Here is a 26,083-nt window from a genome sequence, read left to right on the forward strand (position 1 = left end):
GGAACATGGTTTTAGTCTAGGTCTCTTACGCCCCTAGTGACAGGCCCAAACGCGGATAGGCACGATGGTTATCGGATTGTGCCCTTCGCCCAGGGCATCGGGTCAGTGAATGAAGATCAGCAGAGCTGCGACGAAGATGAACAATGTGCCGAAGCAGAGGTTCAGGATCCGCTGCCCGCGTTCAGTGGCGGTGAAGCGGCTGAAGCTCTTGGCAGAGGCGGCAAAGAACAACCACATCACCACGATGTCCACCACAATGATGGTGCCGATGAAGATCAGATACTGCGGCAACGCCGGGGCATCGAGCCGGATGAATTGCGGGGTGAAGGCCAGAAAAAACACGATGGCCTTGGGGTTGAGCAGGTTGACCCACAGACCCCGCCGGAACATCGCCACTGCGGATTCGCGGCCCTGCACGGCAATGTCATCGGCACCCTGGGCCTTGGCCAGGATCAAGCGCACGCCCAGGTACACCAGGTACGCGGCGCCGGCATAGCGGATCAGGGTGAAGGCCATCGGGGAGCGGGAAACTAACAGCCCCACGCCCGCGGCCACCACCATGACGTGGATTAGCAGGGCCGCCTGCTGGCCCATGATGCCCCACAAGGAACGGCGGAAGCCGGAATTCAGCGAGTTGGTCATGGTGTTGATGGCGCCGGCACCGGGGGTGAAGCTGATCAACGTGGAGGCGCCAAGTAGCGAGAGCCAAAGGGAAAGAGTCACCGCACAAGTTTAGGTGCATCGCCTCCCGTCCCCGTACCGGGAATCCGACGAATCCCGGTAGGCGAGACGCCGGGGGACCTGGCTATTGCAGGGCGGGAAGTGTGCGCGAAGCAGCCACGCGCGCATACCAGCGGGCCGAGGCCTTGGGGATGCGTTCCTGGCTCTGGTAGTCGACGCGTACGATCCCGAAACGTTTGTCATAGCCAAACGCCCATTCGAAGTTATCCAGCAGCGACCACACCAGGTACCCGTGTACCACCGCTCCGGCGTCCATCGCGCTGTGCACGGCACGTAAGTGCGCGTCGATGAAGGCCAGCCGATCCTCGGAATCATCGACATACCCCTGGGCATCCGGGACGTCGTCGTAGGCTGCCCCGTTCTCCGTGATCACCATGGGGATGCCGGCGGGTCCGGTGTATTCGTCCTGTAGGCGCAGCAACAACCGTTCGAGTCCCTCGGGCTGGACCTCCCAGCCCATTGCCGTGCGCGGTAGCGGGCGGGGCACCGCGCGGATCAGTTCGCTGCCCACCGCCGGGTTGCGCCGTGGCAGCCCGCGTTCGGAGGCAAACACCAGGTCTTGTTCGGGACCCGGGGCTTTGTCGGGGTGCGCCACCAAGGTTCCGTTGTAGTAGTTCACGCCCAGCACGTCGATGGGGGAGGCGATGATTTCCAGGTCGTTGTCGCGGATGTGCTGCTCCAGCCCCGCCTCTTTCATGTCTTCGAGCACGTCGGCCGGGTAGCTGCCACGGAAGATCGGGTCAAGGAAGATTCTGTTGAAGGACCCGTCGATGCGTCGTGCCGCATGGATGTCCGCCTCATTGCCGGGGTCGGCAGGATCGGCCACGGTGAAGTTCAGGGTAATTCCCAGCCGATGTTCGCTGCTGGCCGCCTCCCGCATGGCCGTGGTGGCCAGACCGTGGCCCAATAGCAGGTGGTGCGCGGCCGCCACGGCTTCGGCCGGGTCGGTGTGCCCCGGCGCGTGCTCGCCGCCGGCATGGGACAGGAAGGAGGAACACCATGGTTCGTTCAACGTGGTCCAGTCGGTGACCCGGTCACGCAGGTGCTCAAACACCTCAAGGGCGTAGTCGGCAAAGCGGTAGGCGGTGTCGCGATTGGTCCAGCCGCCCTTTTCGCCCAGTGCTTGGGGCAGGTCCCAGTGGTAGAGCGTGAGCCACGGGGTGATGCCGTGGCCCAGCAATTCGTCGACCAGACGTGAGTAGAAGTCCAGTCCCTTCGGGTTCAGTTCCCGGTCCCCGGGTTTGATCCGTGCCCACGAGGTGGAGAACCTGTAGGTGTCCAGCCCGAGTTCGGCCATAAGCGCCACGTCCTGCGGCATCCGGTGGTAATGATCGGCCGCCACCGAGCCGTCGTGGCCTTCGAACACAGCCCCTGGCACCTTGCAGAAGGCGTCCCAGATCGAGTCTTCGCGCCCGTCCTGGTGGCTCGCGCCCTCAATCTGGAAGGCGGCCGTGGCCGATCCGAAGCGGAACGACGGCGGAAACTTCAAGGTGGTGCTCGTGTCGTAGCCGGCGGCCAGTGGCACGGTGTTCTTCGAGCGGGGGTGATCGGTCATGGCGGGCTGGTCCTGAACTCTCGGGGCGGAACCTGTCACATGGGTAGTGGTTCTGAGCCTAGTGCTCCCTGCCGATTTGGGCCATGGGACTCGCGCGCGCGCCCGCGCGCGAGGCCGCTCTTCCTGCGTGGCGCTCGCCGGCGGCCGGGTGCCACCGGCGGCTGCCGGACGTTTAGCTGTTTTGCCCGGCGTTGCGGGCCTGGTCCACACCGGCGGTGGCCTCGGCCATGAAGCGGGAGATCACGGCCACGTCGGTGTCGGTGTAGCCGGAAATCACGTTCATCATGCTGGCTGCCAACGGCGCGAACATGGCTTTGCCGTCGGTGCGTGCCTTGGCTGTCGTCTTGATGCGGACCACCCGCCGGTCCTTGTCGATGCGTAGCCGTTCGATGTGGCCGTTGCGTTCAAGTCTGTCCAGCATCGCGCTGGTGGCAGGTGAACTCAGCAGCAGCGTCCGGGACAGGTCGCCCGGCGTCGGTGGGGTGCCGGCGCGTTCGAAGTGAATGATGGCGGCCAAAGCGTTCATGTCTGTGCGGTGTGTTTTGTAGCGTGCCCCGGTGGAATCCACGTATCGGTCAGAGGCCTGTCCGAACTCTTGGAGAAGCATGACGAGTTTGAAGGCGGCGGCTGGATCCATGCAGACCATCCTATGCCTACATTTGCAATAGTTCCATGATGGAAATACTCTTTTATGGAGCAAGTCGTTGAAATGGATCAGGGTCCGCGAAACATTAGGGAAAAATCATGAACAAGCCAGCTGCAGAAACTACGGCGCATAACGGCAGACATCGCGCCGGACGCATCCAGGGCAAGGGCGCGGCGGTGATCCGTGCCCTTATCGCCGTCCTGTTGGTGGCGCTGTGGCTGGGCGTATCCGCTGCGGGCGGACCGACATTCGGCAAGCTCAGTGATGTGCAAACCAACGACCAAGCAGCATTCCTCCCGGCCACGGCCGAGGCAACCCGGGCCCTTGAATGGCAGGAGAAATTCCGAACCTCGGACGCCATCCCTGCCGTGGTGGTGATCGTCGGTGAATCCGAGATTGACCAGAAGAAGATCGCCCAGGTGACGGAATCGCTCAAAGATCTGAAGGGCCTAGACGGCGAGATTGCTGGACCCTTCGCTTCAGAAGACGGGCGTGCGGCACAACTTCTGGTTCCCCTTGATTCCAGCGCCGAGGCCGACGCGGCTGTTGAAGACCTGCGTGCCGAACTCTCCGAGCGGATCCCCGAGGGAACCCGTGCCTATGTCACAGGCCCCGCCGGATTCAGTGCCGACCTGGTTGAAGCCTTCGGAGGCATTGACGGGGTGCTATTGGGCGTGGCATTGGGCGCGGTATTCCTGATCCTGCTGCTGGTCTACCGCTCGGTACTGCTGCCGGTGACGGTGCTCTTTACCGCCGTCGCGGCACTGTGCGCAGCCATCTTGGTCGTGTACTTCATGGCCAAGGAAGGCTGGATCCGCCTCGACGGGCAAAGCCAAGGCATCCTATCGATCTTGGTCATCGGCGCTGCCACCGACTACTCGTTGCTATTCGTGGCACGACACAAGGAAGCGCTCGCCCTCGGACAAGACCGCTGGGAAGCGGCCACCACCGCGTGGAAGCGCTCGGTGGAACCCATTCTGGCCTCCGGTGGCACCGTGACCGTCGGCCTGCTCTGCCTGCTCTTCTCCGACCTGAACTCCAACAAGGCGCTGGGACCAATCGGGGCAAGTGGCATCATCTTCTCCATCATCGCCGCACTGACCTTCCTGCCGGCGGCGTTGGCCCTGCTGGGCAGGCGCGCCTACTGGCCCTTCATGCCCAAGCTTGAAGAACCGTTAGCGCCCGAGGAACTGCCCACCGGACTGTGGGGACGCATTGCCGGATTCGTTGGACGCCACCCCCGGCCCATCTGGGTGCTCACGGCACTGGTGTTGGCCGCCGGTGCGCTGGGCATGACCCAGCTCAAAGCCGCCGGGGTGCCACAGAGCGAACTTGTCCTGGGCCAGAGCGATTCCCGCGACGGACAGATCGCCCTCGGCGAACACTTCCCGGCAGGAACTGGCAGCCCGGTATTTGCCATCGTTGATGAATCGGCCGCGACCGACCTGCTGCCCCAGGTTGAGGCCGTCAACGGGGTGTCCTCTGCCTACCTTCAGGCCGAGGACGGGGGACCGGCGATGGCGCAGGCCGGACGCGACCCCCAGGTTGTTGAAGGCCGCGCCCTGATCTCCATCACGTTGAACGACGCAGCCGACTCGGACGCCGCCAAGTCCACCCTGATCGACCTGCGGGACTTGCTTCACGAGCAGGACGCGGACTCGCTGGTTGGTGGAACCACCGCCACACTCAGTGACACCGCGACCACCGCGCAGGCTGACCTGGTGAAGATCATCCCGCTGATCCTCGGCGCGATCCTGGTCATTTTGATGTTGTTGCTGCGCTCGATCCTTGCCCCGGTGCTGCTGGTGGCCACCACGCTGCTGTCTTACGGAACGGCCATGGGCGTCTCTGCTTGGGTCTTCAACGGAATCTTCAACTTTGTGGGGGCCGACCCCTCCGTTCCGCTCTTCGGTTTCGTGTTCCTTGTCGCATTGGGAGTGGACTACAACATCTTCCTGATGACCCGGGTGCGAGAGGAATCGCTGGTGCACGGAACGCCGGCCGGGGTGCTGCGAGGGTTGGCCGTCACCGGCGGGGTGATCACTTCCGCGGGTGTGGTGCTGGCCGCGACATTCGCGGCCTTGGGCATCATTCCGATCATGTTCTTGGTCCAACTAGGGTTCATCGTGGCCTTCGGTGTGCTGCTCGATACCCTTGTGGTGCGCTCGCTTCTGGTTCCCGCGCTGGTCCGCGACATCGGCCCCAAGGTGTGGTGGCCCAGCAAGCTGGGCCGTACGAAGTAACGGATGTCTCGTTGGGTGGCGGGGCGGGGGCTGATACGATTGGAACATGTGGATCGGTAAGGGGCGAGCGCAATGCCCGCAACCCGATGGTCCATGCGTCGACTGATTAGATTTCCCGATCCGCCGCCGGCCCCAGAATTTCCTGGGAGCAAACGCGGCCGGTCAATGTGCGCTTCGCGCCATCTTGGCTCTCTCTTTCTTCGGCGACAACGCGCGACGAAACCGTCGTGCGAAGCTTTGAGAGAAAGTACCACGTGAGTCCTACATTCACTTCCCTTGGCGTGCCCGCAATCTTCGCTGAGGTCCTCGCGGCCCAGGGAATCGAAACCGCATTCCCCATTCAGGAAGCAACACTGCCCACCACCCTCAATGGCGGAGACGTCCTGGGACGTGGGCAGACCGGCTCGGGCAAGACCCTTGCCTTCTCCCTTCCGGTGGTCGCCCGCCTCGCGGCCGATCCCAAGCCACGCAAGGCCCGCTTCCCGCGTGCCCTGATCATGGCACCGACCCGCGAGCTGGCTACCCAGATCGCTAAGGTCGTCGAGCCGCTGGCCAAGGCCGTAGACCTGCGCACCGCAGTCGTCTTCGGCGGCGTCTCCCAGGTCCGCCAGGAAAAGGACCTCAACGCCGGGGTCGATATCCTCATCGCCTGCCCGGGCCGTCTCGAAGACCTGCTCAAGCAGCGCGTTGCCGACCTGTCCCGCGTGGAAATCTCCGTGCTGGACGAGGCCGACCACATGGCCGACCTTGGCTTCCTGCCGGTCGTCAAGCGCATCCTGGACCAGGCCCCGCGCGGCATCCAGCACATGCTCTTCTCCGCCACCTTGGATAACGGCGTGGACAAGCTGGTCCAGCGTTACCTCGAGAACCCGACAGTGCACTCGGTGGATGCTCCCTCGGCTTCGGTGAACACCATGGAACACCACGTGTTCATGGTCCACAACGATGACAAGAAGGAACTGATCCGCACCCTGGCTTCCGGCTCCGGTCGCCGCATCATGTTCATGCGCACCAAGCACCATGCCAAGAAGATGGCCGTTTGGCTGACCAAGTGCGGCATCCCGACCGTTGACCTGCACGGCAACCTGAGCCAGAACGCCCGTGACCGCAACCTTGCAGCTTTCTCCGAAGGAAGTGCCCGCGTACTGGTTGCCACCGACGTTGCAGCCCGTGGCGTGCACGTGGACGGCGTCGAGCTCGTAGTTCACGTTGACCCGCCGGCAGAGCACAAGGCCTACTTGCACCGCTCGGGCCGTACCGCCCGTGCCGGTTCGAGCGGAACCGTTGTCACCATCGCCACCCCGGACCAGCAAAGTGACGTCAAGTCGCTGCTGAAGGCTGCAGGCATCAAGGTACCGATCGTCAAGGTAACCCCGAACGCCCAGGTCGTCTCCGACGTCGTGGGAGAGCGTGCCGAGCCCGTTGCCTATGTTGCCCCGCAGCTGCGCAGCACCACCTCAGTTCGCAAGGACACCCTGAACGACTCCGACGCAGCAGGCGGCCGTGGCCGTCGCCGCGGCGGTCGTGGGACCGCCAAGAGCAGCAACGGCGAGGCCCCGCGTGCCCGCACCGAGAGCCGTGGCGGCAACGCCTCAGCCGGTCGTGGCGGCGAACGCCGCACCGAAAACCGCTCGGAGAATCGCGGCGAAGGCCGTGGTTACGCCGCAGCCGGTGGACGCAGTGGGGATCGCCGCAACGACAGCCGCGGTGCCGCAGCTCCACGCGGTGGCGAACGCCGCACGGACAACCGTGCTGATCGCCGTGCCGACTCGCGCCAGGACGACCGCGACGTCGCACGTCGCAGCCCCGTGCCTAACCGCGGATCGGCTGCAGCCCGCAACAACTCGGGCCAGCGTCAGGGTTCCGGCGCAGGCTCCCGCCCTCGCGGCGGCAACACCATTGCCGATGCCCTGGGCACCGAGAAGGTCGAAGCCGCAAACGGTGCCGGCCGTGGCGGACGCTCGCGCGGTCCGCGCCGTGCCACCTCGCCGGCCTCGAACGGTCGCAACTTCTAGTCTCCAAGCCTTCGCGCCGCAGGCGCACAGGCTGAAGACCTTCGGTGGGTCCGGGAATGCAACGCTCGTTGCAATCCCGGGCCCACTGGGCGTTTAACACCCAAGTGTGGGGCCATGGTCTTCATCCTTTTGGGCGAATGAGGCGTTTAGGAGATCATCCCTTGGAGCACCGGCTACGGAGGATCGAACGCCTAATCTGGAGGAAAGAGCACGCGGTGGAACACACCGGAACCGGGGAAGAAGGCTCTCCGGCCACGTGTCACAGCCACCTTGAAACATGGGAGATTTGCCGTGATTGAGTCGTTGCAGGAGTTCACATTCACTTTCCCCGCGGCATTGCAATGGCTCGCGGTGATGTTGGTGTCGGCAGTACCGTTCATCGAGTCCTACTTCGGTGCCGCCCTCGGAGTGGTCGTCGGCATCAATCCGGTGCTGGCGATTCTCGCCGCCATCGTCGGGAACGCCGCCTCCATGCTTCTTTTTGTCAACGGCGCGCATCTGGTGCGGCGCAAGGTGGCCAAGAACCAGGAGGCGCCGAAGCAGAAGTACGCCAAGCTTCGCGCGGCATTTGATAAGTACGGCATTGCCGGGGTGAGCCTGTTGGGCCAAACGATCCTGCCGAGCCAAATCACCTCCGCTGCCCTGGTGTCCTTCGGCGCAGCCAAGGAAAAGGTTATTTTCTGGCAGATCATTTCCATCATCCTCTGGGGCACGGTCTTTGGCCTGCTGGCCTACCTCGGAGTGGACCTGGCGCTGGGCCGCTGACCCACCCCGTTCTCCGCCTGCTCGGAAACCGCAGGCGAACCGCTGGTTCCCTAGCCGCTGTGCCCGGGATCCGCCGCCATCGAGTCCATCACCTGTTGATAGCTGGTGGCGGTGGGCAACGGGGTCGAATCCCTGACCGCGAGGGCGGCCCGGACAGCAGCGTCCATCGCCGCACGGTAGGGCAGCGATCCGGTGCTCAATCGCCGCACTCCCAGGGCGCCAAGCTCGGCGGCCGTATGGTCGGTCGACGGGAGCAGATTCAGCGGCAGGGAGATGCCGCGGACCAGTTCGCTGATCGCCTCGGTTCCTAGAGTGCCGGGGACAAAGATGCCATCGGCACCGGCCTCCGTGTAGATCCGGGCCCGGCGCAGGGTTTCGGCGACGTCGATGTCCTGGTGAAGCCAGACGGTGTCGATGCGAGCGTTGACGAAAACCTCGGGACAGGCCCGCTTTACCTCAGAAATCTTGGCGGCGTGGAGTTCCGGATCGACCAATGCCCCGGAACTGCTGTCCTCGAGGTTGATGCCGTGGACCTTGAGTTCCCTGACATAGGCCGCGACGTCGGCGGGATCATCGAAGAAACCGTCCTCGATATCCATCGAGACGAAGCACCGCAGTCCGCGAAGCTCTTGTGCGAGCTTCAGGGTTTTCTCGGCGATTTCGCGAGCCGCATCCAAGAGTCCATGGCTGGCTGCGACTCCTAGGCTGGTGCTGCCCACTGCGGGAAATCCCGCTCGGAGCAGCGCTCTGGCCGAGCCGAGGTCCAGGCGTTGGGAAGCACGAAGAGCTGTCCTGCGTGGTGCAAGGAGCTAAAGTCCATGGCCAACACCTTTCGCCACTGTGTGCCTTTTCGTATGTCGTAGACGGTTATGCGGACCCGTGCCGGGCCGCAGATGATCCAGCGGGCTCTGCCGAATGAAGATCATCGGGCAGTGCCGTCCACCTATTCCCACGCTACAACCTCCGCGATCGGGTGCACAGGGCGTTCAGAGCTCCAGTCTCGGGCTCCATTCTGGCCGCGGGAAGGGCTCAGGGGTGAGCGGAATTCTCGTCTCAGAGCCGTTCCCTCTGGGCGAACGGTACTCACAGCTAACTCCAAGTTTCCCGGATCTACGCGGAATTTTTCTGGTTTATTGGGTGCTTCCACCCGTTCCGGAGCGAACTTGAGCCGGTTGCACTCAACTTTGAATTGACATCGATTTGCTGAGCGGTAAACTTGAGTCCAGAACGCTCAACCGGTGTGAATGCGGGTTGGCGTTGGAACGTTTCCCCCAGGTAAAGAAGGAGCATCCTCATGTCTCGTGCCGTAGGTATTGACCTCGGAACCACCAACTCAGTTGTATCCGTCCTCGAAGGTGGCGAACCCACCGTTATCGCCAACGCAGAAGGCAACCGCACGACCCCGTCGGTCGTCGCCTTCTCCAAGAGCGGGGAGGTCCTGGTTGGCGACATCGCCAAGCGCCAGGCCGTGAACAACATCGATCGCACCATCGCCTCGGTCAAGCGCCACATGGGCACCGACTGGTCGGTCGATATCGACGACAAGAAGTACACCGCGCAGGAAATCTCCGCCCGTACGCTGATGAAGCTGAAGACCGACGCCGAAGCATACTTGGGCGAAAAGGTCACCGACGCGGTCATCACCGTTCCGGCCTACTTCAACGACGCCGAGCGCCAGGCCACCAAGGAAGCCGGTGAAATCTCGGGTCTGAACGTCCTGCGTATTGTCAACGAGCCCACCGCCGCAGCACTGGCCTACGGTCTGGAAAAGGGCAAGGAAGACGAGCTCATCCTGGTCTTCGACCTCGGCGGCGGAACCTTCGATGTTTCCCTGCTCGAAGTTGGCAAGGATGAAGACGACTTCTCCACCATTCAGGTGCGCTCCACCGCCGGTGACAACCGCCTCGGCGGCGACGACTGGGATCAGCGCGTCGTTGACTGGCTGCTGGCCCAGGCCAAGCAGAAGGGCGCGGACCTGTCCAAGGACAAGATCGCCCTGCAGCGTCTGAAGGAAGCAGCGGAGCAGGCCAAGAAGGAACTCTCCTCGGCCACCTCCACCAACATCTCCTTGCAGTACCTCTCGGTCACCGCCGACGGTCCGGTCCACCTGGATGAGCACCTTTCCCGTGCCAAGTTCCAGGAACTGACCAACGATCTGCTCGAGCGCACCCGCAAGCCGTTCAAGGACGTTATCGCCGAAGCCGGCGTGAAGGTCTCCGAGATCGCCCACGTCATCCTCGTCGGCGGCTCGACCCGTATGCCTGCGGTTGTCGAACTCGTCAAGGAACTGGCCGGCAAGGACGCCAACAAGGGTGTGAACCCGGATGAGGTTGTCGCCGTTGGTGCAGCTCTGCAGGCAGGTGTGCTGAAGGGCGAGCGCAAGGACGTGCTGCTCATCGACGTCACCCCGCTTTCCCTGGGCATCGAAACCAAGGGCGGCGTGATGACCAAGCTCATCGAGCGCAACACGGCCATCCCGACCAAGCGTTCGGAGACCTTCACCACCGCCGAGGACAACCAGCCTTCGGTTTCCATCCAGGTCTTCCAGGGCGAGCGCGAGTTCACCCGTGACAACAAGAACCTGGGCACCTTCGAACTGACCGGCATTGCTCCGGCGCCGCGCGGTATCCCGCAGGTCGAGGTCACCTTCGACATCGACGCCAACGGCATCGTGCACGTCTCGGCCAAGGACAAGGGCACCGGAGTCGAGCAGTCGATGACCATCACCGGCGGCTCCTCGCTGTCGAAGGAAGACATCGAGCGCATGGTTCAGGAAGCCGAGGAGCACGCCTCCGAGGACAAGGCGCGCCGCGAGGCAGCCGAGACCCGCAACGCCGCCGAGCAGGCAGCCTACTCGGTTGACAAGCTCATCAAGGACAACGAAGACAAGCTGCCCGAAGAGGTCAAGACCGAGGTTCAGGCCGACGTTGACGCCCTGAAGACGGTCTTGGAATCCCAGGACAACGATGACGAGGTCAAGGCCGCGTTTGAGAAGCTGCAGGCTTCGCAGACCAAGCTGGGCGAAGCCATCTACTCGCAGGCACAGACCGAAGACTCGGCAGCTGCCGACGAAGCGGCCCCGAACGCCGAAGAGGACATCGTCGACGCCGAGGTTATCGACGAAGACGAAAAGAAGTAAGGAGCGCATCAACCATGTCAGAGGAAACTCACGACGAGGGCGCATCCAACGAGGAAGTCACTCCCGTTGACGAGGCCCACGACTCGGGTGACGCGTTGAGCCAAGCCGAGGCCATCCTCAACGAGGCGGGCACCGAGACCGGGGAAGACACCCCGGTTCCGGATAAGGAAGCCGAATTGCGCAACGACCTGTTGCGTCTGCAGGCCGAATACGTCAACTACCGCAAGCGCGTTGAGCGCGACCGGGACGTGGCTCGCGAGAACGCCGTGCAGTCGGTTCTCACCAACCTGTTGCCGGTACTCGATGACATCGACGCGGCTCGTGCCCACGGGGACTTGACCGATGGACCGTTTGCCTCGATCTCCAACAAGCTCGACACGGTGCTCGAAGGCCTCGGCCTTCAGCGCATCGCCGAGCCCGGCGTGGCATTCGATCCGAATGTCCACGAGGCACTGATCCAGCAGCCACACGCCGAGATTCCGGCGGACCACGTGGCTCAGGTTCTGCGCACCGGGTTCAAGAAGGGTGATCGCATCCTTCGCGCCGCCCAGGTGATTGTCTCCCTCGGGGAGTAATCGCCACAGGCAACAAGTGCAGTAATGCACGATTTGCACCACCAATGTGCGGCGGCTCGCCCCAGGTTCCTTATCAGGAACCGGCGACCCGCCGCACGCCTGGTGGGGCACACCCACAGATTTCTTGTCCCCGCGACGCTCCGGAGGACAAACCATTTTGCAAGAAACAACAAGAGGAGGCGCCTGATGGCAAGCCAAGACTGGGCCGAAAAGGACTTTTACGCCATTCTTGGCGTCTCCAAGGACGCCAGCGACGCAGACATCAAGAAGGCGTACCGGAAGATGGCGCGCAAGTACCACCCGGACACCAACTCCGGCACCGCCGAGTCGGAGCGCAAGTTCAAGGACATCACCGAGGCCAACTCTGTGCTCTCGGACCCCGAGGACCGCCAGCAGTACGATGCCATCCGGGCCATGGGTGGCGGGGCTCGCTTCAGTGCCGGAGGCACAGGCGGTCACGGCGGGGCAGGGGGCAACGACGGCTTCGAGGACGTCTTCTCCAACCTCTTCGGGGGCGGGGGAGGAAGCCGTCGGGGAGGCGGGCAAGTTCCGCCGGAATTCGCCGACCTCTTTGGCGGAGGCGGAGGCTTCGGAGGATTTGGCCAGCAGGCTCCGCGCAAGGGCGCGGATCGAACGGCCAGCACCACGATCTCCTTTGGCGGGTCCATGAAGGGCACCACCATCGGATTGCGTGAGGCCAATGGCGAAGTCATCGATGTACGGATTCCCGCGGGCATCAAGGACGGCCAATCGGTGCGCGTGCGTGGCAAGGGAGCCCCGGGCGGAGCAGGCGCCGGTGACCTGATCGTGAAGGTCAGCGTCAAGCCGCACGCGGTGTTCATCCGCGAGGACAATAACATCCGCATCCACGTCCCGGTCACCTTCGCCGAGGCCGTCCTGGGCGGCCAGATCGAGGTCCCGACCCTGACCGGCGAATCTGTGAAGATGAAGGTGCCGGCAGGCTCCGCCAACGGCCGCACCCTGCGGCTGAAGGGCCGCGGTGTCAAGACCTCCAAGGCCACCGGCGACCTGCTGGTGACACTGGACGTGGTGGTCCCGCAGAACCTCTCCAAGGAAGCCAAGGCCGCGGTGCAGGCCTTTGCCGAAGCCACCAAGGACGAAAACCCGCGCGAGGCCCTGGCCTCCCGGGCAACACTGTAGAGAACTCGACGCCCCGCGCCGCCACCGGTGGCGCGGGGCGCTTTGCTCCACCTGTTAACCAGCAGGGGTGGAAGGAACCGGATGAAAGGCAAGGATCATGAACAATGACCGACTACGGCCGATCTTCGTCATTTCGATGGCAGCCGAATTGGCCGACATGCACCCCCAAACGCTGCGCCAATACGACCGACTGGGTCTGGTTTCCCCCTCCCGGCAGGGCGGCAAACAGCGCCGCTACTCCGAACGCGACGTGGATCTGCTCCGCGAGATCCAACAGCTGTCCAAGGACGGGGTGTCGCTTGAAGGCATCAGACGCATCATGGTCCTGGAAAACCAGGTCGCCGGGTTGCGCTCACGCGTAGGCGAATTGAGTAAAGAGGTGTTCGCCCTGCGCAGCGCCCATCAGGCGGCCGGGCTCGGCCGAGTCTTTGCCGCCGGGTCCACCGGGGACGTGGTGTCCCTGGCCCGCGGACAACGCCCGCGCGGCCGCAGCCAAGCCGTCGTGGTGTGGAAACCACGCAGCAAGTAACGGCGAGAATCTTCCGGGAGATCTCACACCAGATGCCACCACCACCTAGCTATGCCGAGATTTCCGCCGCGGCCCACCGCCGCTTCGAAGCGCTGTGCGCGATCCGCGGACGCCTGCGTTCCACCCACCGCCAGGCCCTGGACGGAACCGCGCATGCCCTGCGCCCCGGCTCCATGGACCCGGCCATCCCCGCCCGACACCTGCTGTACCTGGACCTGTCCCGGCGCGAGCCGTTGGCAGCTATAGCCGTCGGGGATCTGGACACCGCCACGCACGTGACGTTCCAGCTCTCCGGGACCGGCATCCGGGCGCGCAATGCGTTGTGGGGCTCGGTGCGCGAGGCCGGCCAACTCTACCTGGAACAACGCAGGGTCGGCATCGCTGCCCCCGCTGTGGTCGCGTGGCTGGGATATCCGGCCCCAAACCTCGTCAGTGCCCTGCTGAACAACGCGGCTCGGCGCGGTCTGGAGCGCTTGCGTGAAGACTTGGGAACCTTTCTCCAGGTGCGGCCCGATGGTCCGCACCTGGCCATCGAAGCCCACTCCTACGCCGCAACACTTGCCGCGCAGGCGCTGGCGACGGATTCCGCGTGCTCGGTGAGCGCCGACGCATTGGCCATGATCGGATCAGCCGGCATTCCCCGACACCTGGCCGGTGCCCCGGGACGAATCAACGTCCCGCACCAACACCTCTACGCGGCCATCGCCCCGGGCGACCACCTAGCCCGGTGGGGCAGGATGCTCTCGGGCCGTCGGTTGCTTCCGAGCCAGGAATTCAGCGTGGGCGCCAACCCCGGACTCGGCCTGCATGCCGTCTCCGGGCACAACACCTCGCAGTTCCTCGCAGGGGACCCCTACTCGCCCCGCGGCTACCGCGATCCTGAGACCTTGTCCCTGCGGAATATTGCCTTGATTACCACCGGATCACCGCCACTGGCTTAAACGCCGGCGGCGGTGTGCGCCCCCACGGGCCCACACCGCCGCATCGTTCTGTTTGCTACGCGGTCTTGCGGTAGGCAAGGTCGAAGATCAATCGGCCTGCCCTCAACGCCTTGCCCTCGAATCCGGTCAGCGTGCGGCCCTCGAAGCGGGGGGCCCAGCCGCCGCGCTCATCGATGAACTCCGGGTCCTTCTCGTCCTTTTCCAGACCGAAGCGCCGGACCTTGGTGAGATTGCTGGCTTCCCCTGCACGTTCCCCGGGATGAAGGTTCGTGAACGCCTCGGAAGCATCGAAAACCTCACGCATCTGCTCGGCGTAGTTGGACCAGTCGGTGGCCAGTCGGACCACGCCTCCGGGAACCAGGACGCGCTCGAGCTTCGGGACAAATGTGTCCTTGATCAGGCGGCGCTTGTGGTGGCGGATCTTGTGCCACGGGTCGGAGAAAAAGATCCAGATCTCTTCGGCTGAAGCCTCGGGAAGCATCAGGTCAAGGACTTCGGGGGCGTTAGCTTGGACGGCACGCACATTGGTCAGTTCGTTGTTTTCCACCCGGACCATCAGGGCTGCAAGCCCGGGACGGTAGACCTCCACCGCCAAGAAATCAGTGTCCCGGTTTCCGCTGGCGGCGTGGGACATGGCCTCGCCTAGGCCCGAGCCGATCTCCACGATCAACGGTGCCTTGCGGCCGTAGACGGCCGCCTGGTCGAACTCGTAGCCATCGGCCACCGAGGTGTTCGTCCGCTTGCGGGGCGGCTCGATGATGTATTTGTGTGCGGTTCGTTCCCAGGCGTCGGCACGACGGCCCTGCAGGCGGTTACCGCGTCGGACAAACGACACGGGTTCATTTTGGTAGAAGCTGGGGTCTTCGACGGCGCGGCCGGTGACCGGCAACTTTCGTTCGGGGGGAATGCTCATGGGCTTAAGGGTAGCGAACTTCATCGGAGGGTCTTAGCTACCTTGTTGCCGGGACTCGTGGTGGGTCGCAATGCCCGGGTGTAGCTTTCCCCTGCCTTGAGCCCCACAGGTCCCAGCAGCTCGCTCACTGTGACAAAGGTGTACCCTTTGGCGCGCAGGCCCTCCAAGACCTTGGGCACCGCCGCGATGGTGCTGGAATGGATGTCGTGCATCAGCACGATCGATCCCGGGCTGCTCTGGTTAACCGCGGAATCAATGACTTTGGCGGTGTTGCGGTGCTTCCAGTCCAGGGTATCGACGTCCCATAGGATCACCGGGGTCCGGGCCAGACGGTCGGTGATCGAGTTGCGCGCCCCATACGGTGGGCGCAGGAGCGTCGCCGGATGGTCCACGGCCTGGGCGATCACGGCGTTGGTGCGGTCAATCTCACGTTGGATCGTCGGCGCCGGCAGCGCCGTCAGGGAGCGATGGCTCCAGGTGTGGTTCCCGATTTCATGGCCTTCTGCAGCCATGCGTTTGAGGAACTTTGGCCGCAGCTTGGCGTTGGGACCGGTGACGAAGAATGTTGATGGTGCCTGTGCTGCTTTCAGCATGTCCAGTAGTTTCCCGGTGCCCGGCCCGGGTCCGTCATCGAAGGTCAGCGCCACACACTTGGTTTTGGCGCAGTTGATGTTGCGCGGCGGTGAGCTCTGCTCTTCGGGCGGCTCTGGAGATCCTTCCCCGGCATCCGGGGTTGGAACGCCGTCCTCCTGCTGCGGGTCGGCCTGTTGCGAGGTGTCCAGCTGCACCCGAGGACTTGGCGTCGTTGAGGCTTCGCGGGCCAAGACACCGAACGTCGAGAGCAACGGAGCAACGCGCGCTGCGTTGACGGTGACGACCAGGGGCCCTGTTGACCCGGGGCCGAGGACATTGTCATCGAACTCGATCAGGGCGTTTCCCTCGAAGTCGAAATTCACCGAGTCGAGCCACTCATCGTCGAGGTCAAGGATGTTGCCGATCGCCACGCGCGAATCGGCGGATGCAGCTTGGATGACAAATTCCTTGAACTCGGTCCAATCATCATCGGTCCCGAACAGATCTTCTGAGCCGCGGACAGCAGAATCCCGTGGGCCGAACCATTGAGTCCTGTATTGCGTGCCGCTGTCGGAAAGCGACGACGAAAAAGTGTTGATCCGAATTCCCACAACCTTGCTGGATACGGCGGTCAAATGGCTGCGGATGTTCAGTTCCACCCCGGGGATCGCCTCCTGTCCCGGAGCCTGTTTGTTCTCCGCGGTGAACGCGGCGGTCGCAGCCGTAACGAACTCTGATTGCGCCCGGGAGATCTCGGGCAGCGAGGTGACGGCGAAATGCCGAATGAAGATGTGGCGGTGTTCATCGCTCTGGGTTACCGCCTCCAGATCGGGAACCAGGAGCAGGGACAAGGCATCGGTTTTCTGGTGCCCTGCATCGGATGGGTACCTGGATACCTGGTTGGTCGGCGTTTGTGGACCCTTCGGAGAACCGGGTAGCGGCGCGCAACCCGTGACCAAACCCATGATGATAATCCAGATGGCAAACAGGGAGCATTTTCGACCAATCGCAAACGGCATCCGATAATCTTCCCCGTTTTTCTGAGGCATATCGAACTCACAGAACCGTTCCGCGGAATCGTTAGAAAGCGTTATCAAACAAATGGGGGATCGCTCAGGGTGATACCCCATGGTGCGGCACAGGAACATGCGCGATGCTTGAATCATGCGAAACACTCTTTCAGTGCTCCTGAACGTCATTTGGCTTGTCTTTGGTGGGATCTGGCTGGCTGCTGGGTACCTCTTGGCCGGTGTCATCTGCTGCCTGCTCATTGTCACCATCCCCTTTGGCATTGCCTCCTTCCGTATTGCCATATACGCGCTGTGGCCATTCGGTCGCACGGTAGTAGACCGTGGCAGGGTAGGTGCTTTCTCGACTATTGGAAATGTCATCTGGGTACTAGTTGCCGGTATTTGGATCGCCATCGGCCATGTATTGACCGCGATCCCCATGTTTGTGAGCATTATCGGCATCCCGCTGGGCATCGCGAACCTGAAAATGATCCCGATTTCGCTCATGCCGCTCGGCAAGGAAATCGTGCCCAGTACCCACTACTTCCCGGGGACCCGTTAACGGCGGTTTCCCGTACGCGCGTCATGAGGTTGTGGCACGGTAGGCCCTGACCGGACACTCGCTCCTGCGCGACGAAAAAATCAGTGGCCCGGAGGCCTTTTTCTCTTGTAACTTCGGTGCGCACTTTCTAGCCTGTGAAGGTGGATTGAGAGCCAAACGCCGAGTCGACGGGAAGAGCCCATGAAAGATCTCATCAACTGTCTGTGGTTCGATAACCAAGGACTTGAAGCGGCCCGGTACTACACCGGTATTTTTCCGAATTCAGCCATCACAACACAGCTTGATCTGGATAGCCTTGGGCACCCGGCGAGCGAGCCCCTGACGGTGGAGTTCCATCTCAAGGGACGCCCCTTTGTCGCCTTGAATGGGGGACCGCTCTTCACCTTCAATGAGTCCATTTCCTTTCAGATCATGTGTGAGAACCAGGCCGAGGTCGACTACTACTGGGGTGAGCTCACCGCAGGGGGTCAGGAGAGCCAGTGCGGATGGCTTAAGGACCGCTTCGGGGTTTCATGGCAAGTGGTTCCCACTCGCATGGTTGAGCTGCTCAGCGATCCGGACCCGGAGATTGCACGTCGGGTGACCGAAGCCTTCATGACCATGAAGAAGCTGGATATTGGCGTCCTGGAGGCTGCCGCCCGAGGGTGAATAAGTGCGGGGATGACAGACCGCTCCACACAGGATGGCTAAGTCGAGGTATTCCTCCCCTCTGCCAACGGTAAATTCGCAGTCAGGGACTCCCTCCGCCAGATTCTCAGCCTCCGGGGAATCCAGGGAGCGAAAGTAATCCTGCCCAGAAGCTGCTATCTGGCGTCGAACGCATCGGCCAGGTTGACTGTCATGACACCGCCTCGAGGGGGAGAGGCCGTCAACTCCGGGATCTGCGCGGTCATGGGCGGCGGATCCACCATTCGTATATCTGGACACAGGCGCGGTGCCTGAAGATCAAGCCGAAGCGACAGCGACCCGCACCGGGACGCAATCGTTTCGACTTTCTCGTGGGAATATTCCTCCTTCAAGCATAGTTGAGTGAGGTAGACTCAAGTTTGAGTAATCCCCCACGACGAAAGGATGAATATGGACACCAAGCTGACAACCAAAAGCCAAGAGGCGCTTTCCGCGTCGGGAATGAATGCCTCCACCGCGGGAAACCCCCAGGTGGAGCCCGTTCACCTGCTCAAAGCCCTGATGGACCAGCGTGAATCGGTGGCCGTGGCCTTGCTCAAGGCAGCTGGAATCGACCCGGACCAAGTCTCCGTACAAGCCAGCTCCGCGATTAAGTCGCTTCCGGCCTCCTCCGGAAACAGCGTGGCCCAAGCCCAGTATTCGCGCGGGATCATCCAAACAATCAGTGCCGCCCAGCAGGCGGCCGCAGCCATGGCTGATACCTACGTCTCCACCGAACACCTCCTGCTCGGATTGAGTGAGGACACCGGGCCCGCGGGCCGGGCACTGCGCGACTCGGGTGCCACTCGGAAGGCACTGGACAGCGCATTGCCAGGAATCCGGGGAGATCGCAAAGTCAACAACCCCGACCCCGAGAACACCTTCCAGGCACTGGAAAAGTTTGGCACCGATATGACGGCCATTGCCCGTTCGGGCAAGCTTGACCCGGTAATTGGACGCGACGCAGAGATTCGCCGATTGGTCCAGGTGCTCTCCCGCCGTACCAAGAACAATCCCGTGCTCATCGGCGAGCCGGGCGTCGGTAAGACCGCAGTGGTCGAGGGCTTGGCCCAGCGCATGGTCGCCGGGGACGTCCCCGAATCCCTGCGTGGCAAGACACTGATCGCCCTGGATCTGGGATCGATGATAGCCGGGGCGAAATACCGCGGGGAGTTCGAGGAGCGACTCAAAGCGGTGTTGGAAGAGATCAAGGGCTCCGATGGACAAATTGTCACGTTCATCGACGAGATCCACACCGTGGTCGGTGCGGGTGCTTCCGAAGGAGCGATGGACGCCGGCAACATGCTTAAGCCCATGTTGGCCCGCGGCGAGCTGCGCCTGATCGGTGCCACGACGCTAGAGGAATACCGCAAAAACATCGAGAAGGACCCTGCCCTCGAGCGCCGTTTCGCTCAGGTCTACGTGGGCGAACCGTCCGTCGATGACACCATTGCGATCCTGCGCGGGCTCAAGCAACGCTACGAAGCCCACCACAAGGTCACCATCGCCGACTCTGCCCTGGTGGCCGCGGCCGGACTTTCCGACCGCTACATCTCCGGGCGTCGGCTTCCGGACAAGGCGATCGACCTGGTCGACGAAGCCGCAAGCCGGCTGCGCATGGAGATCGACTCGGCCCCCGAGGAAATCGATGCACTGCGCCGCTCGGTGGACCGGCTGACCATGGAAGAGCTGGCCCTGACCGGTGAAACCGACCCGGGCTCACGCGAGCGACTCGAAGTACTGCGTGCCGACATGGCCGACAAGAAGGAAGAGCTTGATGGTCTGAACGCGCGCTGGGAATCGGAAAAGGCGGGCCTGAACCGGGTCGGTGATCTGAAGGTCCGGCTGGACGAGCTGCGCTCGAGAGCCGAGAAGCTTCAGCGCGAAGGAAACCTGGAGAGCGCCTCAAAGCTGCTCTACGGGGACATCCCGGCCTTGGAAAAGGAACTGGCGGACGCCGCCCAGGACGAGGCCGGCCGCGACGCCGAGGAGCTCATGGTGGCCGAGGAGGTCACCGCTGACGATATCGCCGAGGTCATCTCCGCCTGGACCGGTATCCCCGCAGGCCGCATGCTGCAGGGCGAAAGCCAGAAGCTGCTGGACATGGAAGGCTTCCTGGGCCACCGGTTGATCGGCCAACAGAAGGCCGTGGCCACGGTCTCCGACGCGGTGCGCCGGGCCCGGGCCGGGATTTCGGATCCCAATCGCCCCACCGGATCCTTCCTCTTTCTGGGCCCCACCGGCGTCGGCAAGACCGAACTTGCCAAGGCCCTGGCCGACTTCCTCTTCGACGACGAGCGCGCCATGGTCCGCATTGACATGTCCGAGTACTCAGAGAAGCATGCCGTCTCCCGGCTGGTCGGTGCCCCTCCGGGCTACGTCGGCTACGAAGAAGGCGGGCAGCTCACCGAGGCGGTACGTCGCAGGCCGTACTCGGTGGTGCTCCTGGACGAGGTGGAAAAGGCCCACCCGGAAGTCTTTGACATCCTGCTGCAGGTGCTCGACGACGGTCGTCTGACCGATGGCCAAGGGCGCACCGTGGACTTCCGCAATGTCATCCTGATCATGACCTCGAACCTGGGGTCGCAGTTCATGGTTGACCAGACCTTGGACGAGGACATCAAGCGCGAGTCCGTGATGAACATGGTCAATGCCTCCTTCAAACCAGAGTTCCTGAACCGTCTTGACGACGTGGTCATGTTCGACGCGCTATCCCTGGAGGAGCTCGGTTCGATCGTCTCGCTGCAGGTTGACGAGCTGGCTCGACGACTGGCCGGCCGACGGCTGGCACTCGAGGTTGACGCGGCCGCGCGTGACTGGCTGGCGTTCACCGGGTTCGATCCGGCCTTCGGGGCTAGGCCGCTGCGCCGGCTGGTGCAGCGTGAGATCGGTGACAGGCTGGCGCGTGAATTGCTCTCCGGGCGCATCGTGGACGGCGACGCCGTGCTGGTGGCCGTCAATCAAGACGGCGACGGCCTGGCGTTGACCTCGCGCAGTGGCGCCTAGCCGCCGCACTGTACGGCCCGGTGCGGTGTCGGACGCGTCGCTCCAGACGCGGCTGGCACCGCACCGGTGCATCCGACTTAGGTGTTCAGGGCGGCTTCGGTGTCTTCCTTCAGCATCGAGACCCGTACGCTTCCCTCGTTTAGGGCCAAGAAACAGGCGACCATCCGGTCCCCGTCCTGCCAAGTTGCTTCCGATGGCCGGGAGAAGTGATAGGACCACCCGGTGTCTAGGGGGCTTGCTGGATCCAGGGCCACGGACTTGCACAGCTGTTCGGACTCGTTCAGGATTTTTTCGGCCCCGGGGAATTCGCCGTCATCGAGGGTGAAGGTTTCGATCAGCTGGGCGTTGTGTGCTGTCGGGCAGGTCACCACCGTGGAATTTTCCAGGGGTCCGGTAAAGCCCTGCAAACAATCTCCGGACTGTAACTGCTCGGCCGGGACGTCGATAGCGATCACCCCGTCGATGCCAGGGGATGCGTTTCTTGTCACCTCGGCGGCGGGAGCTTGGGCATCTTGTCCACCGAAGAACGTGTTGGCCCCGTAGATGAGAATCAGCATGACGCCCAGGGCTCCAACCAGCACCCACAAGGCAGGGGCGCGCCACCCCGAGCGCCTTTCTGACATAGCGCTCAAGGCTGGAAGCGCGGCCTTGGGCTCCGGCTCTGGCAAATCAGGCAAGCAAGCTCCCCTGCAGGTGGCAGTCGACTTGGTGGACAAAATAATACTCTACCGGCAGAACGGTGGTTCCGTGCGGGCACTCGCCGCCGAATCATGTTAACCTTGAAATACGGAAGAATTAGTCACATATTCTGGGGCCTCCAGCCATTAAGGCTGGACCACCTCCAGATCTACTGAAAAAAGGGGGTCACGCCATGGGGCGCGGCCGTCAGAAGGCAAAAGCGACACGACAGGCCCGGGATATGAAGTATTACTCCCCGGCAACTGACCTGTCCGCCTTGGAACGCGAGCTTGGAAAGAATCGTGGTCACAGCACCTCGAATTCAAGCCCAGTCGATGTACCTTTGGAACCCGATTATTCGGACTACGAAGATAAGTACGCCGACGAAGACGACGAGGACGACCAACGGCGCATCAGCTGATGCGCCGACTCCCTGAAGTGACCCCGGAGAAATCCGGAGTCGTGGGTTCTCCGGAACACAAGAACGGCAACCGTGGCCACCACGCAAAACATGCGTTGGTGACCGCGGTCTTTGTCGTCGGCAACAGAACAGGGTCCGGACCATGAGTCGCGAGAGTGACCTGGGCATCCGCATGGCCCATCGGGCCGCCATTCGTTCCATCGAACGCGTGGTGGGGGAGAGTGCCCCCTTGCAGTACCCTCAGGTGGCCTGCAACGGGATCCGCAGGATGCTGGAAGCCGGTTCGGTACTGGTGCTCACCGGTGCCGGGGTTTCTACCGACTCCGGGATCCCGGACTACCGGGGACCTAACGGTTCGCTGCTGCGCCACCGACCCATGACCTACCAGGAGTTCCTGCACGATCCCCACGCCAGACACCGGTATTGGGCGCGTAGCTTCGTGGGCTGGCGACATATGGCCCTGGCCTCGCCCAACTCCAGCCACCGGCGTTTGGCCACCTGGGAAGCGACAGGGAAGCTCAGCGGCATCGTGACGCAAAACGTCGATGGGCTGCATGTGGCAGCGGGCTCGATGAACGTCATTGCCCTGCACGGGGATCTGGAACAGATCAGCTGCCTGAACTGCGGTGCGCTCGAGGGCAGGGTGCAACTCGACGCCAGGTTGCACGAGGCTAACCCCGGCTACCTCGAACGCATTGACCTTGATCCCTCGCTGGTGAACCCGGACGGCGACGTGTCGCTCGATGAAGCCCACGTGGCCGAGTTCCACATGGTCGGCTGTCTGGTCTGTGGGTCCCCGGCGCTGAAACCCAATGTGGTGTACTTCGGCGAGAACGTGCCGGCCGAACGCAAGGCACGGCTCAAGGAACTTCAGGCCCGCTCCGCCTCGTTGCTGGTGATCGGGTCCTCGCTGGCGGTGATGAGCGGCTACAAGCTGCTGCTCGATGCCCGCGCCGCCGGCAAACCCGTCGGGCTGATCAATGGCGGGCCGACCAGAGGCGACGCCAAATCCGACTACCGGTGGCGCAGCAACATCGCCGAGGCGCTTGAACGCCTGGACGCGGTACCGACCCCGGACCCGGCAGCAGAAGCCAGAGCCCGCCCGATGTAGCACGGCAGCCACTATGGCGCTGCTGGCACCTAGACGGCACCATAACGACAAACGGGGCCCGTACCTTGAGGTACGGGCCCCGCGTGATCGGGTGAGAGCAGTGCTAGCCGGCGAAGTTGCCGCGCATCAGCACAGCACCGCCGTCCACGCCCTTGGCACCCTGGACGTAATCCAGACCAGCGGTCGTGGCCTCATCGGTGATGGTTCCGACCTTGCCCATGACCCATGAGGTCATGCCGCGGGCGTTGAGGCGGGCCAGCGCCGCGTCGGCGACCGAAGCGTCAACGATGGCAACCATGCCCACCCCGAGGTTCAGTGTGCGCTCCAGGTCAGGCTGCGGCACGGAACCGAGCTCGGCCATGACCTTGAATACGGCCGGCAGTTCCCAGCTGTTGCGCTCCACGGTGGCCATCAGACCCTGCGGCAGCACGCGGGCCAGGTTGGCTGCCAGGCCGCCGCCGGTGACGTGGCTGAAGCCGTGAATGTTGATGGCGCCGTCGACGTTGAACGCGCGGATCAGATCCAAGCAGTCCATGGTGTAGATACGGGTCGGCTCGAGCAGCTCTTCGCCTAGGGTGCGGCCGAACTCGGGCACGTGGCGGTCCAGGGCCCAGCCGGCGTGGGCCACGACGCTGCGGACCAGCGAGTAACCGTTGGAGTGGATACCGGAGGCGGCCATGCCGATGACGACGTCGCCGTCCTTCACCCGCTCCGGACCCAGCAGGCCATCGGCCTCGACGATGCCGGTGGCTGCGCCGGCGACATCGTATTCGTGCTCGCCCAGCAGTCCCGGGTGTTCGGCGGTTTCCCCGCCAACCAGTGCGGTTCCGGCGATGGTGCAGCCCTCGGCGATGCCGCGAACGATGTCCGCGATGCGCTCCGGGACGACCTTGCCGCAGGCGATGTAGTCGGTCATGAACAGCGGCTCGGCACCGACCACAACGATGTCATCCACGACCATGCCGACCAGGTCCTGGCCGATGGTGTGGTGGATGTCCATGGCCTGGGCGATCGCCACCTTGGTACCCACACCGTCGGTGGAGGTGGCCAGCAGCGGCTTCTTGTAGGACAGGAACTTCGAGGCGTCGTAGAGACCGGCGAATCCGCCGACTCCGCCCAATACGTTCGAGTTGTGCGTGGCCTTGATGGCACCCTTCATCAACTCAACGGCGCGGTCACCGGCCTCAACATCGACACCGGCCGAAGCATAGGTGATTCCGGAATTCTCAGGGGTGGCGCTTGTCATCTCTGAAACTGTCCTTTACTTAGTTGCGCGGTGTTTTGTCTTCGGCGGTGAGAGCCGATTCAAATTCCGCATCCGGGCCCGGCTCACATCCAGCCTGGTTGCTACGTTCAAGCAAGTTCTTGCCCCGCAGTTCGGCATCGGGCAAGGCGATCGGGTATTCCCCGGAGAAGCAGGCGGTGCACAGTCGCTCGCGCGGCTGCTTGGTGGCGCCGATCATGCCGCCTTCGGAAATATAGGCCAGCGAATCGGCGCCGATGGACTTGCCGATTTCCTCGACTGCCGCACCGTTGGCGATCAGCTCCGCACGGGTGGCGAAGTCGATGCCGTAGAAACACGGCCATTTGATCGGCGGGGAAGAGATCTTCACGTGGATCTCCGCGGCACCTGCCTCGCGCAGCATCCGCACCACGGCACGTTGGGTGTTGCCGCGCACGATCGAATCATCGACCACGACCACGCGCTTTCCCTTGATCACCGGTTCCAGGGCGTTGAGTTTGAGCTTGATGCCCAGCTGGCGCAGTGTTTGCGACGGCTGGATGAAGGTGCGGCCCACATAGGCGTTCTTCACGAAGCCGTGGGCGAAGGGGATGCCTGACTGCTCGGCGTAGCCGATGGCTGCCGGGGTCCCGGATTCCGGGACCGGGATGACGATGTCGGCGTCGGCGGCATTCTCGCGGGCCAGCTGGCGGCCCATTTCCACGCGCGACTCGTACACCGAACGGCCATTGATGGCGGCATCGGGGCGCGCCAAGTACACGTACTCGAAGACGCAGGCGGCCGGGGTCGCGGCGCCGAAGCGTCGGGAGCGGACACCTTCTTCGTCGATGGCGATGAATTCGCCCGGTTCGATCTCACGGATGAAGCTGGCACCGACGGTGGCCAGGGCAGCCTGTTCGGAGGCCACGACCCAGCCGCGCTCCAGACGTCCCAGTACCAGCGGGCGCACACCGTAGGTGTCGCGTGCCGCGTACAGGGTGTGTTCGTCCATGAAGGTGAAGCAGAAGGCACCGCGCAGCTTGGGCAGCAGCGCCATGGCCGCCTCTTCGAGGGTTTCGCCCTCGACACCGTTGAGCAGGGCCGTCACCAAGGCGGTGTCGGTGGTGTTGCCCTGGGCGATTTCGCCGCGAACCTTTTCCCCGGATTCCTCCTGGATGGCGTTGACCATCTGAAGCAGTTCCGCCGAGTTAGTCAGGTTCCCGTTGTGAGCCAGGGCCACGGTGCCGGCCGCGGTGGGGCCGAGCGTCGGCTGAGCATTGGCCCAGTGGCTCGCTCCGGTGGTGGAATACCGGCAGTGTCCAATGGCTAGGTGCCCACGCATCGAGTTCAGGGTGTTCTCATCGAACACCTGGGAGACCAGACCCATGTCTTTGTAGACATTGATCCGCTCTCCATCGCTGGTGGCCAGTCCGGCCGATTCCTGCCCGCGATGCTGCAGCGCATACAGACCGTAATAGGTCAGCTTCGCTACTTCTTCGCCGGGGGCCCAAACACCGAAGACACCGCATTCGTCCTGCGGTCCCTTCTCGTTGGGCAAAAGATCATGATTGAGGTTTCCGTCGCCACGCGCCATATCAATTATTCTCTCAT

At 63.2% G+C, this 26,083-nt stretch carries 23 protein-coding genes; 13 read left to right on the forward strand and 10 right to left on the reverse strand.

The window, feature by feature from the left end; translation table 11 throughout:
- Positions 1–102: 102 nt before the first annotated feature.
- The 3 genes from ADIAG_RS07730 to ADIAG_RS07740 form a co-directional block, all read right to left on the reverse strand.
- Positions 103–723 carry a LysE family transporter gene (locus ADIAG_RS07730; RefSeq protein WP_007270785.1) on the reverse strand — a complete coding sequence of 207 codons (621 nt, stop codon included), beginning with the start codon at positions 721–723 and terminating at the stop codon, positions 103–105.
- 82 nt (positions 724–805) lie between these two features.
- On the reverse strand, positions 806–2,296 hold the full coding sequence (locus ADIAG_RS07735; protein ID WP_007270786.1) for a glycoside hydrolase family 1 protein: 1,491 nt from the start codon (positions 2,294–2,296) through the stop codon (positions 806–808).
- A 172-nt stretch (positions 2,297–2,468) separates the two neighbouring features.
- On the reverse strand, positions 2,469–2,933 hold the full coding sequence (locus ADIAG_RS07740; protein ID WP_007270787.1) for a MarR family winged helix-turn-helix transcriptional regulator: 465 nt from the start codon (positions 2,931–2,933) through the stop codon (positions 2,469–2,471).
- 107 nt (positions 2,934–3,040) lie between these two features.
- Between ADIAG_RS07740 and ADIAG_RS07745 the strand changes: the two genes are divergently transcribed.
- The 3 genes from ADIAG_RS07745 (at position 3,041) to ADIAG_RS07755 (ending at position 7,965) form a co-directional block, all read left to right on the forward strand.
- Entirely contained in the window at positions 3,041–5,185 is a 2,145-nt protein-coding gene (locus ADIAG_RS07745; protein ID WP_007270788.1) for an MMPL family transporter, read from the forward strand.
- A 254-nt stretch (positions 5,186–5,439) separates the two neighbouring features.
- A complete protein-coding gene (locus ADIAG_RS07750) occupies positions 5,440–7,200 on the forward strand; it encodes a DEAD/DEAH box helicase (RefSeq protein ID WP_007270789.1) in 1,761 nt (586 codons plus the stop codon).
- A gap of 291 nt (positions 7,201–7,491) precedes the next feature.
- Positions 7,492–7,965 carry a hypothetical protein gene (locus ADIAG_RS07755; protein WP_007270790.1) on the forward strand — a complete coding sequence of 158 codons (474 nt, stop codon included), beginning with the start codon at positions 7,492–7,494 and terminating at the stop codon, positions 7,963–7,965.
- Positions 7,966–8,015: 50 nt separating this feature from the next.
- On the opposite strand, the gene ADIAG_RS07760 is transcribed toward ADIAG_RS07755, so the two are convergent.
- Positions 8,016–8,684: an isocitrate lyase/PEP mutase family protein gene (locus ADIAG_RS07760; RefSeq protein ID WP_007270791.1), complete on the reverse strand. Its 669-nt coding sequence runs from the start codon at positions 8,682–8,684 to the stop codon at positions 8,016–8,018.
- On the reverse strand, positions 8,666–8,785 hold the full coding sequence (locus tag ADIAG_RS22100) for an isocitrate lyase/phosphoenolpyruvate mutase family protein (protein WP_235045859.1): 120 nt from the start codon (positions 8,783–8,785) through the stop codon (positions 8,666–8,668). Before ADIAG_RS22100 ends, ADIAG_RS07760 begins: the two co-directional genes overlap by 19 nt.
- 474 nt (positions 8,786–9,259) lie before the next feature.
- Between ADIAG_RS22100 and dnaK the strand changes: the two genes are divergently transcribed.
- The 5 genes from dnaK (at position 9,260) to ADIAG_RS20095 (ending at position 14,310) form a co-directional block, all read left to right on the forward strand.
- A complete protein-coding gene (gene dnaK, locus ADIAG_RS07765; RefSeq protein ID WP_007270792.1) occupies positions 9,260–11,104 on the forward strand; it encodes a molecular chaperone DnaK in 1,845 nt (614 codons plus the stop codon).
- A gap of 14 nt (positions 11,105–11,118) precedes the next feature.
- Complete coding sequence (locus tag ADIAG_RS07770; RefSeq protein ID WP_007270793.1) at positions 11,119–11,679, forward strand: nucleotide exchange factor GrpE; 561 nt, start codon at positions 11,119–11,121, stop codon at positions 11,677–11,679.
- A 186-nt stretch (positions 11,680–11,865) separates the two neighbouring features.
- On the forward strand, positions 11,866–12,840 hold the full coding sequence (locus tag ADIAG_RS07775) for a DnaJ C-terminal domain-containing protein (RefSeq protein ID WP_007270794.1): 975 nt from the start codon (positions 11,866–11,868) through the stop codon (positions 12,838–12,840).
- 97 nt (positions 12,841–12,937) lie between these two features.
- The gene (locus ADIAG_RS07780) at positions 12,938–13,369 is read left to right on the forward strand and encodes a heat shock protein transcriptional repressor HspR (protein ID WP_007270795.1); all 432 of its coding nucleotides are present in this window, start codon (positions 12,938–12,940) and stop codon (positions 13,367–13,369) included.
- A gap of 32 nt (positions 13,370–13,401) precedes the next feature.
- Positions 13,402–14,310 (forward strand): alpha/beta hydrolase, encoded by a 909-nt coding sequence (locus ADIAG_RS20095; protein ID WP_007270796.1) that lies wholly within the window; start codon positions 13,402–13,404, stop codon positions 14,308–14,310.
- Positions 14,311–14,365: 55 nt separating this feature from the next.
- Here ADIAG_RS20095 and trmB read toward each other — a convergent pair whose 3' ends face one another.
- Together trmB and ADIAG_RS20100 are read right to left on the reverse strand one after the other, a co-directional pair.
- On the reverse strand, positions 14,366–15,247 hold the full coding sequence (trmB, locus tag ADIAG_RS07790) for a tRNA (guanosine(46)-N7)-methyltransferase TrmB (protein WP_007270797.1): 882 nt from the start codon (positions 15,245–15,247) through the stop codon (positions 14,366–14,368).
- The gene (locus tag ADIAG_RS20100) at positions 15,244–16,647 is read right to left on the reverse strand and encodes a polysaccharide deacetylase family protein (protein WP_161623948.1); all 1,404 of its coding nucleotides are present in this window, start codon (positions 16,645–16,647) and stop codon (positions 15,244–15,246) included. The genes trmB and ADIAG_RS20100 overlap by 4 nt, the downstream gene beginning before the upstream one ends.
- A gap of 313 nt (positions 16,648–16,960) precedes the next feature.
- Here ADIAG_RS20100 and ADIAG_RS07800 point away from each other — a divergent pair, with 313 nt between their 5' ends.
- From ADIAG_RS07800 to clpB, 3 genes are all read left to right on the forward strand, one after another.
- A complete protein-coding gene (locus tag ADIAG_RS07800) occupies positions 16,961–17,368 on the forward strand; it encodes a YccF domain-containing protein (RefSeq protein WP_043474081.1) in 408 nt (135 codons plus the stop codon).
- Between the two features lie 180 nt (positions 17,369–17,548).
- A complete protein-coding gene (locus ADIAG_RS07805; RefSeq protein WP_007270800.1) occupies positions 17,549–18,016 on the forward strand; it encodes a VOC family protein in 468 nt (155 codons plus the stop codon).
- Between the two features lie 429 nt (positions 18,017–18,445).
- Positions 18,446–21,040: an ATP-dependent chaperone ClpB gene (clpB, locus tag ADIAG_RS07810; RefSeq protein WP_007270802.1), complete on the forward strand. Its 2,595-nt coding sequence runs from the start codon at positions 18,446–18,448 to the stop codon at positions 21,038–21,040.
- A gap of 77 nt (positions 21,041–21,117) precedes the next feature.
- On the opposite strand, the gene ADIAG_RS07815 is transcribed toward clpB, so the two are convergent.
- On the reverse strand, positions 21,118–21,597 hold the full coding sequence (locus ADIAG_RS07815; protein WP_235045860.1) for a septum formation family protein: 480 nt from the start codon (positions 21,595–21,597) through the stop codon (positions 21,118–21,120).
- 314 nt (positions 21,598–21,911) lie between these two features.
- Here ADIAG_RS07815 and ADIAG_RS07820 point away from each other — a divergent pair, with 314 nt between their 5' ends.
- Positions 21,912–22,139: a DUF3073 domain-containing protein gene (locus tag ADIAG_RS07820; RefSeq protein WP_007270804.1), complete on the forward strand. Its 228-nt coding sequence runs from the start codon at positions 21,912–21,914 to the stop codon at positions 22,137–22,139.
- 142 nt (positions 22,140–22,281) lie between these two features.
- Positions 22,282–23,250, forward strand: coding sequence for a Sir2 family NAD-dependent protein deacetylase (locus ADIAG_RS07825; RefSeq protein WP_007270806.1), 969 nt, complete (start codon positions 22,282–22,284; stop codon positions 23,248–23,250).
- Between the two features lie 103 nt (positions 23,251–23,353).
- Here ADIAG_RS07825 and purM read toward each other — a convergent pair whose 3' ends face one another.
- Together purM and purF are read right to left on the reverse strand one after the other, a co-directional pair.
- Positions 23,354–24,496, reverse strand: a complete 1,143-nt coding sequence (gene purM / locus ADIAG_RS07830) for a phosphoribosylformylglycinamidine cyclo-ligase (protein ID WP_007270807.1) — start codon at positions 24,494–24,496, stop codon at positions 23,354–23,356.
- A gap of 19 nt (positions 24,497–24,515) precedes the next feature.
- Entirely contained in the window at positions 24,516–26,066 is a 1,551-nt protein-coding gene (gene purF, locus ADIAG_RS07835) for an amidophosphoribosyltransferase (protein ID WP_007270808.1), read from the reverse strand.
- Positions 26,067–26,083 lie beyond the last annotated feature (17 nt).

It is taken from the genome of Paeniglutamicibacter gangotriensis Lz1y (assembly GCF_000348945.1).
In the GTDB taxonomy this organism is placed as follows: domain Bacteria; phylum Actinomycetota; class Actinomycetes; order Actinomycetales; family Micrococcaceae; genus Paeniglutamicibacter; species Paeniglutamicibacter gangotriensis.

Coding starts and splice junctions, on each gene's coding strand:
- ADIAG_RS07735 (WP_007270786.1), bottom strand. CDS start 2,296: ATGACCGATCACCCCCGCTCGAAGAACACCGTGCCACTGGCCGCCGGC.
- ADIAG_RS07740 (WP_007270787.1), bottom strand. CDS start 2,933: ATGGATCCAGCCGCCGCCTTCAAACTCGTCATGCTTCTCCAAGAGTTC.
- ADIAG_RS07745 (WP_007270788.1), top strand. CDS start 3,041: ATGAACAAGCCAGCTGCAGAAACTACGGCGCATAACGGCAGACATCGC.
- ADIAG_RS22100 (WP_235045859.1), bottom strand. CDS start 8,785: ATGGACTTTAGCTCCTTGCACCACGCAGGACAGCTCTTCGTGCTTCCC.
- dnaK (WP_007270792.1), top strand. CDS start 9,260: ATGTCTCGTGCCGTAGGTATTGACCTCGGAACCACCAACTCAGTTGTA.
- ADIAG_RS07770 (WP_007270793.1), top strand. CDS start 11,119: ATGTCAGAGGAAACTCACGACGAGGGCGCATCCAACGAGGAAGTCACT.
- ADIAG_RS07775 (WP_007270794.1), top strand. CDS start 11,866: ATGGCAAGCCAAGACTGGGCCGAAAAGGACTTTTACGCCATTCTTGGC.
- ADIAG_RS07780 (WP_007270795.1), top strand. CDS start 12,938: ATGAACAATGACCGACTACGGCCGATCTTCGTCATTTCGATGGCAGCC.
- ADIAG_RS20095 (WP_007270796.1), top strand. CDS start 13,402: ATGCCACCACCACCTAGCTATGCCGAGATTTCCGCCGCGGCCCACCGC.
- trmB (WP_007270797.1), bottom strand. CDS start 15,247: ATGAAGTTCGCTACCCTTAAGCCCATGAGCATTCCCCCCGAACGAAAG.
- ADIAG_RS07800 (WP_043474081.1), top strand. CDS start 16,961: ATGCGAAACACTCTTTCAGTGCTCCTGAACGTCATTTGGCTTGTCTTT.
- ADIAG_RS07805 (WP_007270800.1), top strand. CDS start 17,549: ATGAAAGATCTCATCAACTGTCTGTGGTTCGATAACCAAGGACTTGAA.
- clpB (WP_007270802.1), top strand. CDS start 18,446: ATGGACACCAAGCTGACAACCAAAAGCCAAGAGGCGCTTTCCGCGTCG.
- ADIAG_RS07815 (WP_235045860.1), bottom strand. CDS start 21,597: ATGCTGATTCTCATCTACGGGGCCAACACGTTCTTCGGTGGACAAGAT.
- ADIAG_RS07820 (WP_007270804.1), top strand. CDS start 21,912: ATGGGGCGCGGCCGTCAGAAGGCAAAAGCGACACGACAGGCCCGGGAT.
- ADIAG_RS07825 (WP_007270806.1), top strand. CDS start 22,282: ATGAGTCGCGAGAGTGACCTGGGCATCCGCATGGCCCATCGGGCCGCC.
- purM (WP_007270807.1), bottom strand. CDS start 24,496: ATGACAAGCGCCACCCCTGAGAATTCCGGAATCACCTATGCTTCGGCC.
- purF (WP_007270808.1), bottom strand. CDS start 26,066: ATGGCGCGTGGCGACGGAAACCTCAATCATGATCTTTTGCCCAACGAG.